At 55.4% G+C, this 21,226-nt stretch carries 17 protein-coding genes; 8 read left to right on the top strand and 9 right to left on the bottom strand.

All coding sequences use genetic code 11. The features are described 5' to 3' along the window. Window positions 1-134 precede the first annotated feature (134 nt). Window positions 135-647, bottom strand: coding sequence for a molybdopterin-guanine dinucleotide biosynthesis protein MobB (mobB, locus tag WFN61_RS19365; protein WP_312283113.1), 513 nt, complete (start codon window positions 645-647; stop codon window positions 135-137). Next, a complete protein-coding gene (mobA, locus tag WFN61_RS19360; protein ID WP_312283114.1) occupies window positions 647-1,228 on the bottom strand; it encodes a molybdenum cofactor guanylyltransferase MobA in 582 nt (193 codons plus the stop codon). The genes mobB and mobA overlap by 1 nt, the downstream gene beginning before the upstream one ends. 70 nt (window positions 1,229-1,298) lie before the next feature. Here mobA and WFN61_RS19355 point away from each other — a divergent pair, with 70 nt between their 5' ends. The 5 genes from WFN61_RS19355 to WFN61_RS21000 all read left to right on the top strand — a co-directional run bounded on the left by WFN61_RS19355 (window position 1,299) and on the right by WFN61_RS21000 (window position 6,613). Continuing rightward, window positions 1,299-1,568, top strand: a complete 270-nt coding sequence (locus tag WFN61_RS19355; RefSeq protein ID WP_042394445.1) for a YihD family protein — start codon at window positions 1,299-1,301, stop codon at window positions 1,566-1,568. 76 nt (window positions 1,569-1,644) lie between these two features. Then, window positions 1,645-2,631 (top strand): serine/threonine protein kinase, encoded by a 987-nt coding sequence (locus tag WFN61_RS19350; RefSeq protein WP_144818929.1) that lies wholly within the window; start codon window positions 1,645-1,647, stop codon window positions 2,629-2,631. A 27-nt stretch (window positions 2,632-2,658) separates the two neighbouring features. Then, the gene (gene dsbA / locus WFN61_RS19345; protein WP_144818927.1) at window positions 2,659-3,282 is read left to right on the top strand and encodes a thiol:disulfide interchange protein DsbA; all 624 of its coding nucleotides are present in this window, start codon (window positions 2,659-2,661) and stop codon (window positions 3,280-3,282) included. A 332-nt stretch (window positions 3,283-3,614) separates the two neighbouring features. After that, window positions 3,615-6,401, top strand: a complete 2,787-nt coding sequence (polA, locus tag WFN61_RS19340; protein WP_337039107.1) for a DNA polymerase I — start codon at window positions 3,615-3,617, stop codon at window positions 6,399-6,401. A gap of 164 nt (window positions 6,402-6,565) precedes the next feature. Further along, complete coding sequence (locus WFN61_RS21000) at window positions 6,566-6,613, top strand: spot 42 RNA, inhibition of DNA synthesis (protein WP_071892919.1); 48 nt, start codon at window positions 6,566-6,568, stop codon at window positions 6,611-6,613. 48 nt (window positions 6,614-6,661) lie between these two features. Here WFN61_RS21000 and yihA read toward each other — a convergent pair whose 3' ends face one another. Further along, on the bottom strand, window positions 6,662-7,294 hold the full coding sequence (gene yihA / locus WFN61_RS19335; protein ID WP_186370587.1) for a ribosome biogenesis GTP-binding protein YihA/YsxC: 633 nt from the start codon (window positions 7,292-7,294) through the stop codon (window positions 6,662-6,664). A gap of 586 nt (window positions 7,295-7,880) precedes the next feature. Here yihA and yihI point away from each other — a divergent pair. Both yihI and hemN read left to right on the top strand, forming a co-directional pair. Further along, entirely contained in the window at window positions 7,881-8,396 is a 516-nt protein-coding gene (gene yihI, locus WFN61_RS19330) for a Der GTPase-activating protein YihI (protein WP_222890681.1), read from the top strand. Between the two features lie 200 nt (window positions 8,397-8,596). Next, window positions 8,597-9,970: an oxygen-independent coproporphyrinogen III oxidase gene (gene hemN / locus WFN61_RS19325; protein ID WP_313574937.1), complete on the top strand. Its 1,374-nt coding sequence runs from the start codon at window positions 8,597-8,599 to the stop codon at window positions 9,968-9,970. Window positions 9,971-10,022: 52 nt separating this feature from the next. Here the strand turns inward: hemN and glnG are convergent, their stop codons facing one another. The 3 genes from glnG to glnA all read right to left on the bottom strand — a co-directional run bounded on the left by glnG (window position 10,023) and on the right by glnA (window position 14,050). Further along, on the bottom strand, window positions 10,023-11,432 hold the full coding sequence (gene glnG, locus WFN61_RS19320) for a nitrogen regulation protein NR(I) (protein ID WP_144818919.1): 1,410 nt from the start codon (window positions 11,430-11,432) through the stop codon (window positions 10,023-10,025). 11 nt (window positions 11,433-11,443) lie between these two features. Further along, window positions 11,444-12,493 (bottom strand): nitrogen regulation protein NR(II), encoded by a 1,050-nt coding sequence (gene glnL / locus WFN61_RS19315; protein WP_042394460.1) that lies wholly within the window; start codon window positions 12,491-12,493, stop codon window positions 11,444-11,446. Window positions 12,494-12,640: 147 nt separating this feature from the next. Then, a complete protein-coding gene (gene glnA / locus WFN61_RS19310; RefSeq protein WP_144818917.1) occupies window positions 12,641-14,050 on the bottom strand; it encodes a glutamate--ammonia ligase in 1,410 nt (469 codons plus the stop codon). 372 nt (window positions 14,051-14,422) lie between these two features. On the opposite strand from glnA, the gene typA reads away from it, so the two are divergent. Then, window positions 14,423-16,246 (top strand): ribosome-dependent GTPase TypA, encoded by a 1,824-nt coding sequence (typA, locus tag WFN61_RS19305; RefSeq protein WP_144818915.1) that lies wholly within the window; start codon window positions 14,423-14,425, stop codon window positions 16,244-16,246. Between the two features lie 48 nt (window positions 16,247-16,294). On the opposite strand, the gene WFN61_RS19300 is transcribed toward typA, so the two are convergent. From WFN61_RS19300 to WFN61_RS19290, 3 genes are read right to left on the bottom strand one after another with little or no spacing between them, the layout of a single operon-like run. Beyond that, entirely contained in the window at window positions 16,295-17,719 is a 1,425-nt protein-coding gene (locus tag WFN61_RS19300) for an MFS transporter (RefSeq protein WP_312235414.1), read from the bottom strand. 43 nt (window positions 17,720-17,762) lie between these two features. Further along, a complete protein-coding gene (locus WFN61_RS19295) occupies window positions 17,763-19,145 on the bottom strand; it encodes an MFS transporter (RefSeq protein ID WP_312235413.1) in 1,383 nt (460 codons plus the stop codon). Between the two features lie 45 nt (window positions 19,146-19,190). Continuing rightward, window positions 19,191-21,215 carry an alpha-glucosidase gene (locus tag WFN61_RS19290; protein WP_337039106.1) on the bottom strand — a complete coding sequence of 675 codons (2,025 nt, stop codon included), beginning with the start codon at window positions 21,213-21,215 and terminating at the stop codon, window positions 19,191-19,193. Window positions 21,216-21,226 lie beyond the last annotated feature (11 nt).

Below are 21,226 nucleotides of genomic sequence, written 5' to 3'. Positions count from 1 at the left end.
TGCGAGAGTAGGGAACTGCCAGGCATCAAACAAGCAGAAGGCCATCCGAAAGGATGGCCTTTTTGCGTTGTGTTGCTGACTGAACGCCCGGTGGCGCTGCGCTTACCGGGCCTACAAATGACGCCTGTCCTACCTTACTTACTCTGACGCTTTAACCACTGCACGATAAAATCGGCAATATTTGGCACGTCATTCAAATCTAACACCGGAACGGCAGCGTCAATCACAACGTCACTGGCGATCGCAATAACACGATCGTCAATCGCCAGCTCCTCTATCCGATGCCCGGTATCTGTGCGAAAAAGTAGGATCTTCGCCACCGGCTCATGTTTAAACCCCTCTACCAGAACCAGATCTAATTTCGTGTGATCCATTCTGCTGGCCAGAAATGCTAAGTCTAACGGCGCTTCATCCGGCGTTTCGGTCATTAGGGCCCACCGCTGCTGGCTGGCGACGAGGGTTTGTGCTGCACCCGCCTTACGTAACTCATAGCTATCCTTGCCGGGCTTATCGACATCCATATTGTGATGCGTATGCTTAATCAGGCCCGGACGAATACCCCGTTCACAGAGAGCAGGGATCAGACGCTTAAGCAGCGTAGTTTTACCTGTACCGCTCCATGCGGCAATGGCGAGGATCGGCTTCATTATTTCTCCTGTCTGGCGATGAGATCGTCCGGCGTATTGATATTGATAAATGCCGACCGGCAATCGCTAAAGTCCACGGCATGACCTCCGACCTGGCGCATAAACAGCATCACCCGCCGTTCACCGGCGGCCAGATAAGCCGCAAGCGGTGGGATCACCTGGCGATGAACTAGCGCAACGGTGGGATGATCGCGTTCGCCGTCCGTCACCCATACTACCGGCGCGTCTTTACGCTCAGAGGCTAGCCGTGCTGCCAGATCGGACGGTATGCCCGGTGTATCGCACGGACAGAACAGAAACCAGTCGGCTGCCGTCTGATGCATCACGGCCAGCATACCGGCCAACGGGCCGGGGAAGTTCTCCAGCGTATCTTCAATAACGACCAGGCCGCTTGCCCGATAGCGATCGAGATTGCGGTTAGCGCTCAGTACGACACGGTCTACCTGTTTAGCCAGACTGTCAGCGACGTGCTGCCAGAGCGGAATGCCGTTGAGCAGCAATAATCCTTTGTCTTCTCCGCCCATACGCGACGCTCTGCCGCCAGCCAGCACGACGCCCGTAATGTCTAGTCCACTATTCACCAATATCGCCTCTTTTATTGTGGGTTTGACCCTGCTAACGTGTCTCTCTCAAGAGTAAGGAGCACTGGCCATGAAATGTAAACGTCTGAACGAAGTAATTGAACTCCTCCAGCCCGCCTGGCAAAAAGAGCCCGAGCTTAACCTGATGCAATTCTTGCAAAAATTGGCGCAGGAGTCAGGCTATGACGGTGAGCTAACCGATCTTTCTGACGATATCCTGATCTATCATCTCAAAATGCGCGACTCGGCAAAGGATGCGGTTATTCCCGGGATCCAGAAAGATTATGAAGAGGATTTCAAAACCGCTCTGCTGCGTGCCCGGGGTGTAATTAAAGAGTAAAAGGTTGTAAGCGGTGCAACGGAAAACGCTACGAAATGATATCCTGAACTATTCGTAGTAATTTCCGGATGATGGGATGAACGACAACGCTTTTACTTTCCAGACGCTACACCCGGATACCATCATGGATGCGCTGTTCGAACAGGGGATCCGGGTGGATTCCGGTCTTACCCCGCTCAACAGTTACGAAAACCGTGTCTATCAGTTTCAGGATGAAGATCGCCACCGTTACGTGGTGAAGTTTTACCGTCCGCAGCGCTGGTCGGCAGAACAAATCAGCGAAGAGCACCAGTTCGCCCATGAGCTAATGAACGATGAGGTTCCGGTTGCTGCCCCGCTTGAATTCAACGGCCAGACGCTGCTGACGCATCAGGGGTACTACTATGCCGTATTCCCCAGCCTTGGCGGTCGTCAGTTCGAAGCCGATAGCCTGGATCAGATGGAGTGGGTAGCGCGTTACCTCGGCCGCCTGCATCAAACCGGGCGTAAAAAACGCTTCACCCATCGCCCCTCCATCGACGTTAATGAGTACCTGATTGAGCCTCGTAACGTCTTTGAACGGTCGACGCTTATCCCCTCAGGCCTGAAAGCCGCCTTCCTTAACGCCACGGATTCGCTTATCGAGGCGGTAATGGCGCACTGGCATACGCGTTTCGATCTGCTGCGCCTGCACGGCGACTGCCATGCCGGGAACATTCTCTGGCGTGATGGACCGCTGTTTGTCGATCTCGACGATGCCCGTAACGGTCCGGCCGTTCAGGATCTGTGGATGCTGCTCAACGGCGATAAGGCCGAGCGGCGTATGCAGCTTGAGACGATCGTTGAAGCCTATGAAGAGTTTAGCGAGTTCAACACTGATGAAATCGCGCTCATCGAACCTTTACGTGCCATGCGTATGGTTTATTATCTGGCATGGCTGATCCGCCGCTGGGACGATCCCGCATTCCCCAAAAATTTCCCGTGGCTTACCGGGGAAGACTATTGGCACAGGCAAACTCTGACCTTTATTGAGCAGGTTAAGGTTCTGCAAGAACCGCCTTTGCAACTTACGCCGATGTATTAATTTGACACGTTCAGGAGAGTATTAACCATGAAGAAAATTTGGCTGGCGCTTGCAGGTCTCATTCTGGCATTTAGCGCATCTGCGGCTCAGTTCACCGAGGGCAAACAGTATATCGCCCTTGATAAACCGGCGGTGGGAGAGCCGCAGGTGCTGGAGTTCTTCTCCTTCTACTGCCCGCACTGCTACGATTTTGAACGCGTGTGGCATGTTTCTGACACGGTGAAACAGCAGCTGCCGGAAGGCACTAAAATGACGAAATATCACGTCGAATTCCTTGGCCCATTGGGTAAAGATCTGACCCAGGCATGGGCTGTCGCGATGGCGCTGGGCGTAGAAGATAAGATCACTGCCCCGATGTTTGAAGCGGTGCAGAAGTCCCAGACCGTGACTTCCGTCGCCGATATTCGCAAAGTGTTTGTTGATGCCGGTATTAAAGGCGAAGACTATGACGCCGCGTGGAACAGCTTTGTGGTGAAATCCCTGGTTGCCCAGCAGGAGAAAGCGGCCGCCGATCTGCAGCTGCAGGGTGTTCCAGCCATGTTTGTTAACGGTAAGTACCAGGTTAACCCGCAGGGTATGGATGCCAGCAGCATGGATATCTTCGTTCAGCAGTATGCCGCAACGGTAAAATATCTGGTTGGCCAGAAGTAATCAGAAAGCCGGTCAATGACCGGCTTTTTTATAGGTTCTATATCAGGAGCAAAGCTTATATCCACATGGAGTAAATTGTCACCTAATGGACATAAGGATCGAGATCCTTTTTCTATTCATATGATTTAAATAGATAAATAAACAGCCCCGCCAATTTCACATGGTCTATTATTTCTTCAGCAAAAAAGCATGCACAAAGTTATCCACAGGATAATAATGCGAACGATCGCGACGATCCGGAAATCTTTTCCACGAATTACCGTGAAAAACTCAAGTTTTCGTCCGGTATGTGGCATCCTTTAACCATAAATTATTAAACAGGCACGGATATCATGGTTCAGATCCCAGAAAACCCGCTAATCCTCGTTGATGGCTCCTCCTATCTCTATCGCGCTTACCACGCGTTTCCACCGCTGACTAACAGCGCAGGAGAGCCAACCGGCGCTATGTACGGGGTGCTGAACATGCTCAGAAGCTTGATCATGCAGTATCAGCCCACGCATGCCGCAGTGGTGTTTGATGCCAAAGGGAAGACGTTCCGTGACGAACTGTTTGAGCACTATAAATCCCACCGACCGCCGATGCCTGACGACCTGCGCTCGCAGATCGAGCCGCTGCATGCGATGGTAAAAGCGATGGGCCTGCCGCTGATGGCTATTTCTGGCGTTGAGGCGGATGACGTTATCGGTACGCTTGCGCTGGAGGCCGAAAAAATGGGTCGCCCGGTACTGATTAGCACTGGCGATAAAGATATGGCCCAGCTGGTTACGCCGAACGTGACCCTGATTAACACCATGACCAACACCATTCTCGGCCCGGAAGAGGTGATCAATAAATATGGCGTGCCGCCTGAGCTGATCATCGATTTCCTGGCATTGATGGGTGACTCCTCAGATAACATCCCCGGCGTGCCGGGCGTGGGTGAAAAAACCGCACAGGCGCTGCTGCAGGGGCTGGGCGGTCTGGAAACGCTGCTAAACGAGTCCGATAAGATCGCCACTCTCAGCTTCCGCGGGGCGAAAACCATGGCGGCGAAGCTGGAGCAGAATAGAGAGGTGGCTCGCCTCTCCTATCAGCTGGCGACCATCAAGACCGACGTTGAGCTGGATCTCTCCTGCGAACAGCTGACGGTACAGCAGCCTGCCGCAGATGAGCTGCTGAGCCTGTTTAAACGATACGAATTCAAACGCTGGACGACGGATGTCGAAGCGGGAACCTGGTTGCAGGGTAAAGGCGCGAAACCGGCCGCGAAGCCGCAGGCGGCACCTGTCGCTGAGGTTGAAGACGATGAACCTGCGACACCGCTCTCCGCAGAGCATTACGTTACCGTTCTGGATGAGCCGACGCTGAACGAGTGGATTGCGCGACTGAAGAGAGCGCCGGTGTTTGCCTTCGATACGGAAACGGATAGCCTGGACAACGTTAGCGCTCAGCTGGTGGGCCTGTCGTTTGCTACCGAGCCGGGTCTGGCGGCCTATGTGCCGGTTGCACATGACTACCTTGATGCACCAGAGCAGCTCTCCCGCGATCGTGTCCTGGAACTGCTGAAGCCGCTTCTGGAAGATGAAAAAGCACTGAAGGTCGGACAGAACCTTAAGTTCGATCGCGGCATTTTGCAGAACTACGGCATCGAGCTGCGTGGCATCGCCTTTGACACCATGCTTGAGTCCTATATTCTCGACAGCGTCGCTGGACGTCACGATATGGACAGCCTCTCCGCTCGCTGGCTGAAGCACCAGACCGTGACCTTTGAGCAGATTGCCGGCAAGGGTAAAAACCAGCTGACCTTTAACCAGATCGCACTGGAAGAGGCCGGTCACTATGCGGCGGAAGATGCTGACGTCACGCTGCAGCTGCATCTCAAGATGTGGCCAAAACTGGAGAAACATGCGGGCCCGCTGAATATTTTCCAGAACATCGAAATGCCGCTGGTGCCGGTGCTCTCCCGCATCGAGCGTAACGGGGTGAAGATCGATCCGGCGGTGCTGCACAAGCACTCCGGCGAAATCACGCTGCGTCTGGCCGAGCTGGAGAAAAAGGCCCATGAGATCGCGGGCGAAGCGTTTAACCTCTCTTCAACCAAACAGCTGCAGGTTATCCTGTTTGAAAAGCAGGGCATCAAGCCGCTGAAGAAGACGCCGGGTGGCGCACCGTCAACCTCAGAAGAGGTGCTGGAAGAGCTGGCGCTGGACTATCCGTTGCCAAAGGTTATTCTGGAGCATCGTGGCCTGTCGAAGCTGAAATCGACCTATACCGATAAGCTGCCGCTGATGATCAACCCTAAAACCGGGCGCGTGCACACCTCCTATCACCAGGCGGTCACCGCAACGGGACGACTCTCATCTACCGATCCGAACCTGCAGAATATTCCTGTGCGTAACGACGAGGGACGGCGCATCCGTCAGGCGTTTATTGCGCCGGAGGATTACGTCATCGTCTCTGCGGACTACTCGCAGATTGAGCTGCGCATCATGGCGCACCTGTCTCGCGATCGGGGGCTGCTCTCTGCCTTTGCCGAGGGCCAGGACATCCACCGAGCCACGGCGGCAGAGGTATTTGGCATGCCGCTGGAGAGCGTATCAAACGAGCAACGCCGCAGCGCGAAGGCGATTAACTTTGGCCTGATCTACGGCATGAGCGCCTTCGGTCTCTCGCGCCAGCTGAACATCCCGCGCAAAGAGTCTCAGCGTTATATGGATCTCTACTTTGAGCGCTATCCGGGCGTGCGTGAGTATATGGAACGCACCCGGGCGCAGGCAAAAGAGCAGGGCTACGTTGAAACGTTAGAGGGGCGTCGCCTCTACCTGCCGGACATCACATCCAGCAACGCCGCGCGCCGGGCTGGCGCTGAGCGTGCTGCGATCAATGCCCCGATGCAGGGCACGGCGGCAGATATCATCAAGCGGGCAATGATCGCCGTGGATGCCTGGCTACAGGCGGAGCAGCCGCGCGTGCGTATGATTATGCAGGTTCACGATGAACTGGTGTTTGAAGTGCACAAAGAGGATGTGGAGCAGGTTTCCCAGAAGATCCATGAGCTGATGGAGAACAGCACCCAGCTGGATGTTCCGTTGCTGGTGGAGGTGGGCAGTGGTGAAAACTGGGATCTGGCGCACTAGCCTTTGGCGTAATGACGCAGTTTTATGTAAGTAAGCAACATAAGATAGAGCTTTTTGTGATGATCATTAGAATTACCTATGTAAAGAATGAAAAAAAATTACAAAAAGCGTTTGTAACTGTCTAAAAAAAGAGTAGAGTTAAAGACGTAGGGTACAGAGGTAAGATGTTCTATCTTTCAGACCTTTTACTTCACGTAATCGGATTTGGCTGAATATTTTAGCCGCCCCAGTCAGTAATGACTGGGGCGTTTTTTATTGGATCACGCTTCGGCGTCTGCTTCTGTCACCGGCGTCAAACCGCTAAACCAGCTATCGAGCTTCGCCTTCAGCTTATCCACGCCCAGCTTCTTCAGGGATGAGAACGCCTCAACCTGGACGTCACCGTTAAACGCCAGCACCGCCTCACGCACCATATTCAACTGCGCCTTTCGCGCGCCGCTTGCCAGCTTGTCGGCTTTGGTCAGCAGCACCAGCACCTGAATTTCGCTCTCAACCGCCCACTGGATCATCTGCTGATCGAGATCTTTCAACGGATGGCGGATGTCCATCAGGATCACCACGCCCTGCAGGCACTGGCGCTTCTCCAGATACTCACCCAAGGCGCGCTGCCATTTGATCTTCATCTCTTCCGGAACTTCGGCGTAGCCGTAGCCGGGCAGGTCAACAAGACGCTTGCCTTCCGTGACCTCAAACAGGTTGATAAGCTGAGTACGACCCGGCGTCTTGGAGGTTCGCGCCAGGCTCTTCTGATGCGTCAGGGTATTCAGGGCGCTCGATTTACCCGCATTGGAACGGCCAGCAAAGGCCACTTCTATTCCGGTATCGGCAGGTAAGTGGCGAATATCAGGCGCACTGGTAACAAAGTGCGTCTGTTGATAATTCAAATTAGTCAAAGCGGTCGTCTCCATAAGTAAAGCTTTGGGGGATTATACCTGAACGCAGGAAAAAGGCGGCTTTTCTCGCCATACCCCTTTCATGACCTTACTGGCTAGTGACCTTGTAAGAGATTGGCTACTTTACGTCTGCGATATTTCAGAGTAATTGCAGGTTTGATAAAGGTGTAACTCTATTTAAATCAAATAGATGGTTGATTAGAATTTTCTGAATTTAGCTTTTTATGCCACTTTGCGTCTTGTTACTTTTTTCTAACACGGTAAAGTAGCGGGCAAAGGCGAGGAGCGCCGAGGAACGTGACTTAGGGAAAAGGGGTCAGGAGCGCCAGGAGGCGAAGACGCTGGATAGCCAGGATGGCGAACGTCAGGAGACGTGTTACACAGGGAAATGGACCGCAACAGGGAACGTTCATGCTAAGGGATAAACAGGGTCGGTTGTAAGCAAACACGGAATAGTTAACCCGCTGAGGGTGGGTGGTCAAGAAAAAAGGCGACAGTTTACTCTGTCGCCTTTTTTCTTTGCTTGCTTTCTGCTAGATTCCGCCGCAATTCTATACTGAATAAAACGGCTCAAAGACCAACTATGATGAATAAACCCGCATCGTCTCCGCGTGGCAAAGGCCCCGCAAAAGCGCACCGCAAAACGCGCGATGAAATCAATCAAGAAGCACGCGACCGTAAGCGTGATAAAAAGCATCGCGGCAACGCGGCAGGCAGCCGTGCGACCGGCAGCGATGGCGCATCCGGCTCGCGCGGCCAGAAGCAGCAGAAAGATCCCCGTATCGGCAGTAAAACTCCCGTACCGTTGGGCGTAACCGCTACTCCGGTCACCCGTCAGCACAAACCCAAGAGCGAGAAACCTATGCTTTCACCGCAGGCTGAACTGGATTTGCTGGAAACTGATGAGCGCCTGGATGCGCTGCTGGAACGTCTGGAGAATGGCGACACCCTGAGCGCAGAAGATCAGGCATGGGTTGACGCTAAACTGGACCGCATTGACGCGCTGATGCAGCAGCTCGGTCTCTCCTATGACGACGATGAAGACGAAGAAGAGGAAGAGGAAAAAGAGGATATGATGCGCCTGCTCAAAGGTGGCAACTAATCCCTGGACTACTCGCTTTACAGCATGGGCTTGCTCGTCCTGCTTATAACCCTTCCGGTTATGTGTTATCTGGCGTGGTTATTCGTTAAACTACGCCGGTTGTCGCAGCGACAAAAGTGGCTGCGCAACCGGCTTGCACTTCGTCATGGGGGCAGGCCAGGCCGTCGTCGTCGTCAGCGACGCTACCCGAAGGAGTGAGCATGTCTTCGCAGTTAATCGACTGGGATCTGGCCCTGATCCAGAAATATAACTATTCTGGGCCGCGCTATACCTCATACCCGACCGCCCTTGAGTTCGCCGATACCTTTGGCGAAGCAGATTTCCAGCAGGCCGTGACCCGCTATCCTGAGCGTGCGCTGTCGCTCTACGTGCATATCCCATTTTGCCATCGGCTGTGCTACTTCTGCGGCTGCAATAAGATCGTCACCCGCCAGCAGCATAAGGCAGACCAGTATCTCGATGCGCTTGAGCAGGAGATTATCCACCGTGCGCCGCTGTTTGCCGGTCGCCATGTTAGCCAGCTGCACTGGGGCGGCGGAACGCCAACCTATCTCAACAAAGCGCAAATTAGCCGCCTGATGGGGCTGCTGCGCCACCACTTCCATTTTAACGCCGACGCTGAGATTTCTATTGAGGTCGATCCGCGTGAAATTGAGCTGAACGTGCTCGACCACCTGCGCGCCGAGGGCTTTAACCGCCTGAGCATGGGGGTACAGGACTTCAACAAAGAGGTGCAGCGGCTGGTCAACCGCGAGCAGGATGAGGCGTTTATCTTTGCGCTGTTACGTCATGCGCGCGAGATCGGCTTCACCTCGACCAATATCGATCTGATCTACGGCCTGCCGAAGCAGACGCCGGAAAGCTTCGCCTTCACCCTGAAACGCGTTGGGGAGCTTAACCCGGATCGGCTGAGCGTATTCAACTATGCGCACCTGCCAACGCTCTTTGCCGCGCAGCGGAAGATTAAGGATGCCGATCTGCCTTCGGCGCAGCAGAAGCTGGATATTCTGCAGCAGACGATTACCTCGCTCACCGAGGAGGGCTATCAGTTTATCGGGATGGATCACTTTGCGCGCCCGGATGACGAGCTGGCCGTGGCTCAGCGCGAAGGTGTGCTGCACCGCAACTTCCAGGGGTACACCACCCAGGGCGATAGCGACCTGTTAGGCATGGGCGTATCGGCTATCAGCATGATTGGCGACTGCTACGCGCAGAACCAAAAAGAGCTGAAGCACTATTATCAGCAGGTGGATGAGACCGGTAACGCGCTGTGGCGGGGCATTGCCCTGACCAGAGATGACTGCATCCGCCGGGACGTCATCAAGTCGCTGATCTGCAACTTCAGGCTGGATTTTAGCGCAGTAGAAAAACAGTGGGATCTCGATTTCGCCGACTACTTTGCGGAAGATTTAAATCTGCTTGCCCCGTTGGCAAAAGACGGGCTGGTGGCGGTGGATGCGCATGGCATTCAAGTAACGGCGAAAGGTCGGCTGCTGATCCGCAATATCTGCATGTGCTTTGACACCTATCTGCGTCAGAAGGCGCGACTGCAGCAGTTTTCCCGCGTAATTTAATAGAGCGGTATCGGTAGGCCCGGTAAGCATCGCGCTACCGGGCGTTTTCCCGCTACTCCATCCCTAACTCTTTCAGCTTGCGCGTCAGGGTATTGCGTCCCCAGCCGAGCAGCCTTGCCGCCTCCTGCTTATGTCCCTGAGTATGACGCAGGGCCGTGGTCAGCAGGGTACGCTCCATCTCCGGCTGTGCCTCAGAGAGCAGGTTTTGATGACCGGAACGCAGGGCGCGATCCGCCCACTGCGCCAGCAGCGTGGCCCAGTTGTCCGGCAGCGTCTGGGTCGGGCTGTCGGGTACCGTTGTCTCAAACAGCTCGCTGGGGAGATCCTGAATCAGCACCTCCTGACCCGCGGCCATCACCGTCAGCCAGCGGCAGGTGTTCTCCAGCTGGCGAACGTTGCCCGGCCAGGCAACGCGGGTCAGCGCCGCCTCGGTCTCCGGATGCAGCTGCTTGGCCTCTACCCCCAGCTCACGGGCGGCCACCTGTAAAAAGTGACGCGCCAGGCGAGGGATATCTTCCCGCCGCTCACGCAGGGGCGGGAGATGCACGCGGATCACGTTCAGGCGATGGAAGAGATCCTCACGGAACTTGCCCTCCTGCACCCGCAGCTCAAGATTCTGGTGGGTGGCGGCAATGATGCGCACGTCCACCTTCACCGGCGCATAACCGCCGACGCGGTAAAACTGCCCGTCAGCCAGCACGCGCAGCAGACGCGTCTGCACGTCCAGCGGCATATCGCCAATTTCGTCCAGGAACAGCGTCCCGCCGTCGGCCTGCTCAAAACGCCCCTGGCGAACGGTATTCGCGCCGGTAAACGCCCCTTTCTCATGGCCAAACAGCTCGGACTCAATGAGATCCTTTGGGATAGCGGCCATGTTGAGGGCGATAAAGGGCGCTTTAACGCGGGGGCTATGGCGATGCAGCGCGTGGGCAACCAGCTCTTTACCGGTTCCGGACTCGCCGTTGATCAGTACGCTAATCGACGAGCGGGAGAGGCGGCCAATGATGCGAAACACATCCTGCATGGCGGGCGCTTCGCCGATGATGTCCGCGGTCGGGCCAAAATCCTGCACGTTACGCGGCTGCTGCTGCTCCTGATAGTGGCTGATAGCTCGCTCAACCAGCGCCACCGCCTCGTCGATATCGAACGGTTTAGGCAGGTAATCAAACGCTCCCTGCTGGTAAGCGCTGACGGCCGCATCGAGATCGGAGTGCGCGGTCATAATGATGACCGGGAGCATGGGATGCCGCTGTTTGATCTGCTTCAGCAGTGCCAGGCCGTCCATGCCTGGCATGCGGATATCCGACAGCAGCACGTCCGGGGTTTTAGTGGTCAGCGCATCGAGCACCTCATTCCCACTCTCAAACGTTGTACAACTCAAGCCGGCACCGGCAAGGGCGCGTTCAAGCACCCAGCGGATGGAACTATCGTCATCAACAATCCATGCTATCCCTCGTTGCATCATCGTCACCTTTATTTTTTAATTGGCAGGTAAACCGAAAACTCGGTATGACCCGGCCAACTGGTAAATTCAATTTTGCCGGAGTGTTGATCAATCAAACTGCGGGCAATTGACAGCCCAAGCCCGGTGCCACCTTCGCGTCCGCTTACCATGGGGTAAAACAGCGTGTCCTGCAGATGCGATGGGATACCCGGCCCGTTATCTTCGATATCAATACGCGCCGCCAGACGATAGCGTGCGCCGTGCAGCGTAAGCTGGAAAGCCGTACGGGTGCGCAGCGTAATTTCGCCGCCTTCTGGTCCCAGCGCCTGCAGAGCATTGCGTACGATATTCAGCAGAACCTGCTCAATCTGGTCGGGATCGTGCGGTAACTCTGGCAGGCTGGGATCGTAATCACGCACCAGCGTAACGTTCTCCGGCAGCTCCATTGAGACCAGTTTCACCACGCGCTCCGCGACTTTGTGAATGCTCTCGGTCACGTGCATGCCTGGATGTTGCGGCCCCAGCAGGCGATCCACCAGGTTACGCAGCCGGTCCGCCTGCTCAATAATGACGTTGGTGTATTCGGTTAGCGCCGGATCGGGCAGCGCTTTGCTCAGCAGTTGCGCCGCGCCGCGCAGGCCGCCCAACGGATTTTTAATCTCATGGGCGAGGCCACGTACCAGATCGCGTGCGGCGACCTGCTGGGCCTGCTGAAGCTGCTCCTGGCTCAGGCGTCGCTGGTTATCCATTGGTGCCATCTCCAGCAGGATCAGCCCCTCAGGCAGTCGTTGTGCCGTGACGGAGAGAATGTGCGAGCGGGCATCGATCACCAGAGTGACTTCGTTATCGGTAAAGCCTTGTCCGGCCTCCAGGCTCTCCTGCATCAGGGCGACGTTCAGGGAGAAATAGCTCAGCAGCTCCGGAAGAGGTGTACCAAACAGCTTGCGTGAGCTTTGTGCCAGCAGCTGTTGAGCGGCAGGGTTCGCGTAGTGAATCGCCAGCTCGTCATCAACCAGCAGGATGCTGTTGATCAAAGCGTTGAGGATCTGCCCAGCATCGGGCAGCGTGCCAGTTGCCATTAAGCAGTCTCCTGAAATGAGTTGCACTGTTTTAGTGCATTATAGCTTTTTATACTTAAAAAGCGCGTATTATCAGGCCGTTGGCGGAGAAAAAAGCCCATCCTGGGATGGGCTAAAGTTTCCACGGCAACTTAAAACAACTTCAAATTAAACGCTGTAGTAGAGTTCGAACTCAACCGGGTGCGGCGTCATACGAACGCGGTCATTCTCTTCGATACGCAGGGCGATGTAGGCATCGATCGCGTCGTTAGTGAACACGCCGCCTGCGGTCAGGAACTCGCGGTCTGCATCAAGCGCCTGCAGGGCCTCTTCGAGGGAGCCAGCAACCTGCGGAACTTCTTTCGCCTCTTCCGGCGGCAGGTCGTACAGGTTTTTGTCCATGGCTTCGCCCGGGTGGATCTTGTTCTTGATACCGTCAAGACCCGCCATCAGCAGGGCAGCGAAGCACAGGTACGGGTTAGCCGCCGGGTCCGGGAAGCGCACTTCGATACGGCGCGCTTTCGGCGAGGTTACAACTGGAATACGGATAGAGGCAGAGCGGTTACGCGCAGAGTAGGCCAGCATAACCGGTGCTTCGTAACCCGGGACCAGACGCTTGTAGGAGTTAGTGGTCGGGTTCGCCAGGGCGTTGATCGCTTTAGCGTGTTTGATTACGCCGCCAATGTAGTACAGGGCTTCTTCAGACAGGCCAGCATATTTGTCGCCAGAGAACAGGTTAGTGCCGTTCTTGGACAGAGACATGTGGCAGTGCATACCGGAACCGTTATCGCCAAACATTGGTTTTGGCATAAAGGTCGCGGTTTTGCCGAAGCGGTGCGCGACGTTGTGCACGACATATTTGTAGATCTGAATTTCGTCCGCTTTTTTGGTCATGGTGTTGAAGCGGGTCGCCACTTCGTTCTGACCTGCGGTCGCTACTTCGTGGTGGTGCGCTTCAACGACCAGGCCCATCTCTTCCATCACCAGACACATGGTAGAGCGGATGTCCTGAGAGGAGTCAACCGGCGGAACCGGGAAGTAACCGCCTTTCACCGCCGGACGGTGACCTTTGTTACCACCTTCGTATTTGGTGGAGGTGTTCCATGCGCCTTCGATATCGTCGATAGCCACGTGGGAACCGGAAATGTTGGCACCAAAGCGAACGTCGTCAAACAGGAAGAACTCTGGCTCTGGCCCGAACAGAACGGTGTCTGCGATGCCGGTGGAGCGCAGGTACTCTTCAGCGCGTTTCGCGATAGAGCGCGGGTCGCGATCGTAGCCCTGCAGCGTGCCTGGCTCAAGAATATCGCAACGGATGATCAGGGTAGTCTCTTCGAAGAACGGATCAATAACTGCGGTAGAGGCGTCCGGCATCAGCACCATGTCGGATTCGTTGATGCCTTTCCAGCCACCAATCGAAGAACCATCAAACATTTTGCCTTCTTCAAAGAAGTCAGCGTTAACCTGATGGGCTGGGATAGTGACATGCTGCTCTTTACCTTTGGTATCAGTGAAGCGCAGATCGATAAACTTCACTTCATGTTCGTTCAGCATCGTCAAAACGTGTTCAGCGGACATACTTAACTCTCCCGGAATTTTTGGTCGTCGTGGTAACGAGGTTCTACACTTTATAAGTGGCACAATCGCCTTGCCTAAGATAAAGCGAAATCTGTGCCAACTTTTAAAACACCCCCAAAAGGCGCTATCATGCACGTCATAGTGCAAAAGGGCTGCACCATAATGGTTATCTTGCATCAATATAGTGCATATGCGCGATCGTAGTGCACTGTATTGGTGCAATTTACATTAAGGCGGCTCTCTACCGCTTCGTGAAACCGATCACAAAGCCCTACTTTCTATATTGTTTGTAAAGGTTCTTTGTGATCCTGTTCTGTACTGCGATTAATACGTGTACAATAACGCGCTATTTCTAATGCCTGAGGCAAAGTTGTGATCGAAAATTTGCGTAACATCGCCATCATTGCGCACGTTGACCATGGTAAAACGACCCTGGTTGACAAGCTGCTGCAGCAGTCTGGTACCTTCAGCGAGCGTGCTGAGACTACCGAACGCGTGATGGACTCCAACGATTTGGAGAAAGAGCGTGGGATTACCATCCTCGCGAAAAACACCGCTATTAAATGGAATGACTACCGTATCAACATCGTTGATACCCCGGGTCACGCCGACTTCGGTGGTGAAGTTGAACGTGTCATGTCCATGGTAGACTCCGTACTGCTGGTGGTCGATGCTATGGACGGCCCAATGCCGCAGACCCGCTTTGTAACCAAAAAAGCGTTTGCGCACGGCCTGAAGCCAATTGTCGTTATCAACAAGGTTGACCGTCCGGGCGCGCGTCCTGACTGGGTTGTGGATCAGGTCTTCGATCTGTTCGTTAACCTCGACGCCACCGACGAGCAGCTGGACTTCCCGATCATCTATGCATCTGCACTGATGGGTATCGCGGGTAACGACCACACTGACATGGCGGAAGACATGACCCCGCTGTATCAGGCGATCGTTGACCACGTTCCGGCACCGAACGTTGACCTTGACGGTCCGTTCCAGATGCAGATCTCTCAGCTGGACTACAACAACTACGTTGGCGTTATCGGCATCGGTCGTATCAAGCGCGGTAAGGTTAAGCCGAACCAGCAGATCACCCTGATCGACAGCGAAGGTAAAACACGCAACGGTAAAGTGGGTAAAGTACTGACCCACCTCGGTCTGGAGCGTATTGAATCCACCGAAGCTGAAGCGGGCGATATCATCGCGATCACCGGTCTGGGCGAGCTGAACATCTCCGACACCCTTTGCGATCCGCAAAACGTCGAAGCGCTGCCGGCACTCTCCGTTGATGAGCCGACCGTAACCATGTTCTTCAACGTCAACACCTCACCGTTCTGCGGTAAAGAAGGTAAGTTTGTGACCTCGCGTCAGATCCTTGACCGTCTGAACAAAGAGCTGGTGCACAACGTGGCGCTGCGCGTAGAAGAGACTGAAGATGCGGACGCATTCCGCGTATCCGGTCGTGGCGAGCTGCACCTGTCAGTTCTGATCGAAAACATGCGTCGTGAAGGCTTTGAGCTGGCGGTTTCCCGTCCGAAAGTTATCAACCGTATGATCGATGGTCGTATGCAGGAGCCGTTCGAGAACGTGACCCTGGATATCGAAGAGCAGCATCAGGGCTCGGTTATGCAGGCAATGGGCGAGCGTAAGGGCGATGTCAAAGACATGATCCCTGACGGCAAAGGCCGTATTCGTCTGGACTACCTGATCCCGGCACGTGGCCTGATCGGTTTCCGTACCGAGTTCATGACCATGACCTCTGGTACTGGTCTGCTGTACTCCACCTTCAGCCACTACGACGACGTGCGTCCGGGCGAAATCGGCCAGCGTAACAACGGCGTGCTGATCTCCAACGGCCAGGGCAAAGCCGTCGCGTTCGCGCTGTTCAGCCTGCAGGATCGCGGTAAGCTCTTCCTGGGTCACGGTGCTGAAGTGTATGAAGGCCAGATCATCGGTATTCACAGCCGTTCTAACGACCTGACCGTGAACTGCCTGACCGGTAAGAAACTGACCAACATGCGTGCGTCGGGTACCGACGAAGCAACGGTTCTGGTTCCGCCGATCAAGATGTCCCTGGAGCAGGCGCTGGAGTTCATCGATGACGACGAACTGGTAGAAGTCACCCCGACCTCTGTCCGTATCCGTAAACGTCACCTGACCGAGAACGACCGTAAACGTGCGATGCGTGGTCCTCGCGACGCGTAATCTGTTTTTCGCATGACGATAAAAGCCGCTGAATATCAGCGGCTTTTTTTATGCAATGCTGGCAGGAGTGTTCTCTCTGTCTTCGGTCTCTCTGGCGGAGGAAGCGGATGTTTTGCGCTGCGCAATCTCAGCGATAATAGAGGCGAAACGCTGTTCACTGAGCTTATAGAAAAGCCCCATGATAACGGCAGCCATGATCGCCAGGGCGCAAGGCCAGAGGAATATCAGCTGGCGCAAGCCTAATAGCGTGGTGGCGCTTTGCACGGCATTCGGAATATAACCAATTTCCGTCAGCATGATGCCCGGCAGGAAACCGGCAAGCGCGGCAGAGATTTTGCGTGAGAATGTATAACCCGTATAGACCGACCCCTCTGCACGGATACCTGTTTTCCACTCGCCATAGTCTACGGTATCCGGTACCAGGGCCCAGTTCAGGCTATTCACAAAGGCAGTGCCGAAAAAGGCCATGCAGGAAAAGAGCACGAACAGCAGCGAGCTGGTTCCCCAGAAGAAGTTCAGCACATCGCCCACCGCCCACAGCGCCAGCCCGCCCAGATAGACCGGCTTCTTGCCAAAACGCTTCACCGCACCGGGCACCAGAAACACGCCAATCAGAATGCACCCCATGCTGAAAAAGCCCATCCACGACAGCAAATGCAGATCGTTGAGCACGTACTGGGTGTAATAGACCTGAATCGCCAGCTTGATGTTAAACGCCGCCAGGGTGCAGAGGTTCGCGATGCACAGCACCAGCAGCGGTGGGTTGCGGAAGATAGCGCAGAAGGACTTCAGGATGCCGGGCTTATGGTGATCGGGCGAGATCTCGACATACCGCTCTTTTACGCCGCTGTAGCACCACCACATGCAGAATAAGCCGCCGGTGACAAACACCAGCGCGGCCACCAGATAGCCGAGGGAGGGCTGGCTGACGAACAGCGCCTGAATGGGCATAAAGCCGACGGTGCAGAGTAACAGCCCCACCGTCGCGCCGCCCTGGCGCCATGCCGCAAGCTGCGCCCGCTCGTTCGGATTTTTGGTCATGGCCGGTACCATTGCGCCGTAAGAGCAGTTCATCAGGCTATAGCACAGGCCGAACATCATAAAGAGCACGGTGGCGAGGGCTGTTTTCACCGTCAGGCTAAAATCGTTGGCCATAAACTGCGCCGTGGCAACCAGCGCCACCGGCACGGAGGCATACAGAATGAATGGCCGGAACTTTCCCCTCGCGCCGATATGACGTCGGGAGTCCAGCACTACCCCGGTCAGCATATCGGTAAACGCCGTGAAAAACTTTGCGACCAGGAAGATAATCCCGCCGTAAAATGCAGGCATACCTAACTCATCGGTGTAAAACTTTAGCAAATAGAGCGTGCCAATACAGAGCATGAGGTTAGAGCCAAAATCGCCCATCCCATAGGCACATTTTTCGCGCAGGCTTAGTTTTAGGGTCAACGGATCAGGGAGGCGGTTCATAGTCGATCCTCATAGCGCCCTGAAGAGCGCTATCTCAAGTTATTCAGGCCGGATGCTTACGCAGCTCTATCTCCTTAACGATGCGCATATACATGGTCTCGTTAAGGTTATAGAAGCATCCCATCGCTACAATGGTGATCACCGCCAGAATACTGGGGTAGATGAAAATCAACTGCCGCAGGCCTTCAACCGTTCCCGTAGACTGCACCACGTTCGGTACATAGCCAATTTGCGTGAGCATAATCCCCGGGAAGAAGCCCGCCAGCGCCTGGGACACCTTACGGAAGAAGGTGAATCCGGTATAGACCGTTCCTTCCGAACGTACGCCGGTACGCCATTCGCCATACTCCACCGTGTCGGAGACCAGCGCCCAGTTCAGGCTGTTCACAAACGCCGATCCGAAGAACGCCAGGCAGGAGAATGCGACAAAGCTCACCGAGCCGCCGCCATAGAAATAGTTAAGGAGATCGCCTGCTACCCAGATCAGGAGTCCAGTGATATAGACTTTCTTCTTGCCGAAGCGACGCACCGCACCGGGCATCATAAATACGCCGATGAAAATGCAGCCCATGCTGAAGAAACCCATATACGACAACAGGATCGGGTCGTTGAGCACATACTGCGTGTAGTAAACCTGGATAGCCAGTTTGACGTTGAACGCCCCTAACGTGCATAGATTAGCGATGCACAGAATAAACAGCGGGCGGTTACCGGCGATGGCGCGAAACGACTGCAGCAGCCCGGGCTTATGCGTCGCACTGGCGGGCTGCGCCTCGACGTAACGCTCGGTCACGCCCTTATAGCACCACCACATAAAGAACAGCCCGAACAGCGAGAAGAGGGTAGCGGCAAAGATGTAACCCAGCTGGTCATTGCCTTCAATCAGGTTCATTACCGGCACAAACCCGACGGTACAGAGCAGCAGACCCAGCGTGGCACCGCCCTGACGCCAGGCGGCCAGCGACGCACGCTCATCCGGGTTTTTGGTAATGGCGGGCACCATGGCCCCGTAGGAGCAGTTCATCATGCTGAAGAACAGGCCGTACAGCATGAACAGCACCGTCGCCATCACCGTTTTGCCGGTGATTTCAAACGGCGTGCCGACAAAATTGGCGATGGCCAGCAGCGTGACCGGAAATGCCGCATAGAGCACAAACGGACGGAACTTGCCTTTGGGGCCAATTTTGCGCCGCGAGTCGAGCATGATCCCGGTACCCATGTCGGTAAAGGCGGTAAAGAACTTAGCGATCAGGAAAATAATACCGCCATAGGTGCCGGGCAGACCCAGCACGTCGGTGTAGAACTTCAGCAGGTACAGCGTGCCGATATCCAGCAGGATGTTAGAGCCGAGATCGCCCATCCCGTAAGCGAGTTTTTCTTTAAACGGCAGGCGTAGGGTTGCCGGGTCAGATGATTGTTGACTCATTATTGTTCTCCATCTGCCCGCAGGTTGCCCTGCGGGCGAGCCTGATCAGATATGACGCAGAGTGCTAAACAGATCTGCCCATTCGCTTTGCTGGCGATAGAAGACCGGCGGCTTGCCGAGCGGGGCATCAACGGTCACGTCACCGCCACGGTAAATTTCCCCCGTCCACGCATTGACCCAGCTGTCCTCTGGCAAATAGAGCGTCCACTCGCTGCGTCCCTCTTCATAAACAGGCGCCACCAGCAGATCGCGGCCAAACAGATACTGATACTTCAGCGTGTAGGCGCGCGCGTCGTCCTCGTAGTGCAGGAACAGCGGACGCATCACCGGCAGGCCACGCTGTGCGTTCTGCGCCACGGCATCTTTGATATAGGGCTTCAGGGTGGTGAAGACGGTAGTCATACGTGCAAAATGCGCAATGGTTTCGGCATCACCGTCAAACTGCCAGTTATCGCCAGGGCGGTTTCCTTCATGGGTGCGCATCATCGGCGTGAAGGCGCTGAAATCACACCAGCGCAGCAGCAGCTCTTTACTGCGTTTCATCTCGAACAGGGTGGTATAGCCACCGATATCGCTGTGGTGCAGGCCATGTCCGGTCATCGCCAGAGAGAGCGCCGCAGGGACCACGGAGGCCAGCCCATCATCCAGGCTCCAGTCGACGTTTTGATCGCCCGCCCACATCATCACGGAGTGTTTCTGGCTGCCGGTATAGCCGGCACGCATGAAGAACAGGATCTCCCCGAGCTTACCGGTCTCCTCCAGCGCCTCGTAGTTACATTTCGCCCACAGCGCGGGCCAGGCGTTATGCATGATCTCCGCGCTGACGCCGTTGTGCAGGAAGGTGTCGGTCGGCAGATACTCACCGAAATCGGCCATCCAGCCGCCGCAGCCCAGTTCGATCAGGTTCTTTTTAATGACCTCTTTGTACCAGTCGTAGGCTTCAGGGTTAGTCAGGTCGATAACGCCCGCGTAGAACTCACCGAACTCGACGTGATAATCCTCGCCGCTGGCATTTTTGGTCAGATAGCCACGCGCCGCCGCCTCTTCGCATAGATCGCGATCGCTGGCGACATACGGGTTGATATAGGAGAGGAACTGCACACCTTCCTGTTTCCACTGCGCAATGCGCTTATCCAGCTGCGGGTATAGCTCACTGTTCCACTTCCAGTTCCACATCACGCGTTTGCCGAAGGAGGTCATGCGAATGCCGGACCAGTCCTGCGCCCAGATGCCGTTCACCTTCACGCCGCCGTTACGCAGCTTATCCAGCTTCTGCTGACACACCTCGGTGCCGCCCTGAATACCCAGCGTCACGCCGTCGTACACCCAGCCCGGCAGCTCTGGCTGGCGGCCCAGCAGCGCGGTCAGTTTTTCCAGCAGATCGACGTAGGTTTCTGCACATTCGAAGCGCAGCGTGGCGTTATCTTCCCAGAAGGCCAGCTCGTGGAAATCCGGGGCGCTGAAGTCGAAATTCATATAACAGCTGTTATCCACGTGGCAGTAGTACTTCTGGGTGCTGACGAAGGTTGGCTGTGGGAAGAAGGTCCAGTAGTAGTCCCCGCCCGCGTTCTCTTTGCAGTCGGCCTGCCAGGTCACATAGGTCTGCTTATTACGGCCTACACCCTGCTCGCTGGTCCACAGCGGGAACGGTTTGCCTCGCAGGTCGAAATACGAGAACTGCTCGCCGCAGCCGTAGATATGATCCTCTGGCTGCGCTGCCAGCCGCAGCCAGATGCGGTTATGGCTGGTGGCGTCGTTTTTCAGCTTGAACTCCAGTCGACCCTCCGCATCCACGCCCACCCGCAGCGTGGCGCTCACCGCGTCGCCGCGGGTGAAGCGGATCGCCCAGCCCGCGTCTTGCTGCGTAACCGTAGCCTCGGTCAGCGCGATCTTCTCGTTCAGGCGGTCTTTGATGCTGAAGTTGCCGCGAAACATTTCGATATCCGCCTCACCCGCACCGATCCACAGGCAGGGCGCATCGGCGGAGTGGGACAAAATCAGGCGGTTTTGCCAACGTAGGGTGAAACCATTTTCACTATTTTTCAGATCTATATTGTGTAGGGTACGCATAAAAACTCCGT

The organism is Pseudescherichia sp. AS216, assembly GCF_037152055.1.
Classification (GTDB): domain Bacteria; phylum Pseudomonadota; class Gammaproteobacteria; order Enterobacterales; family Enterobacteriaceae; genus Pseudescherichia.
The sequence above is the reverse complement of the archived record's forward strand: the minus strand, read 5'-3'. Positions and strand labels throughout refer to the sequence as shown.

Excerpts from the sequence above, each read along its gene's own strand:
- WFN61_RS19350 (WP_144818929.1), top strand. The coding sequence starts at position 1,645 with ATGAACGACAACGCTTTTACTTTCCAGACGCTACACCCGGATACCATC.
- WFN61_RS19300 (WP_312235414.1), bottom strand. The coding sequence starts at position 17,719 with ATGAACCGCCTCCCTGATCCGTTGACCCTAAAACTAAGCCTGCGCGAA.
- WFN61_RS19290 (WP_337039106.1), bottom strand. The coding sequence starts at position 21,215 with ATGCGTACCCTACACAATATAGATCTGAAAAATAGTGAAAATGGTTTC.
- glnA (WP_144818917.1), bottom strand. The coding sequence starts at position 14,050 with ATGTCCGCTGAACACGTTTTGACGATGCTGAACGAACATGAAGTGAAG.
- WFN61_RS19355 (WP_042394445.1), top strand. The coding sequence starts at position 1,299 with ATGAAATGTAAACGTCTGAACGAAGTAATTGAACTCCTCCAGCCCGCC.
- polA (WP_337039107.1), top strand. The coding sequence starts at position 3,615 with ATGGTTCAGATCCCAGAAAACCCGCTAATCCTCGTTGATGGCTCCTCC.
- glnG (WP_144818919.1), bottom strand. The coding sequence starts at position 11,432 with ATGCAACGAGGGATAGCATGGATTGTTGATGACGATAGTTCCATCCGC.
- mobB (WP_312283113.1), bottom strand. The coding sequence starts at position 647 with ATGAAGCCGATCCTCGCCATTGCCGCATGGAGCGGTACAGGTAAAACT.
- glnL (WP_042394460.1), bottom strand. The coding sequence starts at position 12,493 with ATGGCAACTGGCACGCTGCCCGATGCTGGGCAGATCCTCAACGCTTTG.
- hemN (WP_313574937.1), top strand. The coding sequence starts at position 8,597 with ATGTCTTCGCAGTTAATCGACTGGGATCTGGCCCTGATCCAGAAATAT.
- dsbA (WP_144818927.1), top strand. The coding sequence starts at position 2,659 with ATGAAGAAAATTTGGCTGGCGCTTGCAGGTCTCATTCTGGCATTTAGC.
- yihI (WP_222890681.1), top strand. The coding sequence starts at position 7,881 with ATGAATAAACCCGCATCGTCTCCGCGTGGCAAAGGCCCCGCAAAAGCG.
- WFN61_RS19295 (WP_312235413.1), bottom strand. The coding sequence starts at position 19,145 with ATGAGTCAACAATCATCTGACCCGGCAACCCTACGCCTGCCGTTTAAA.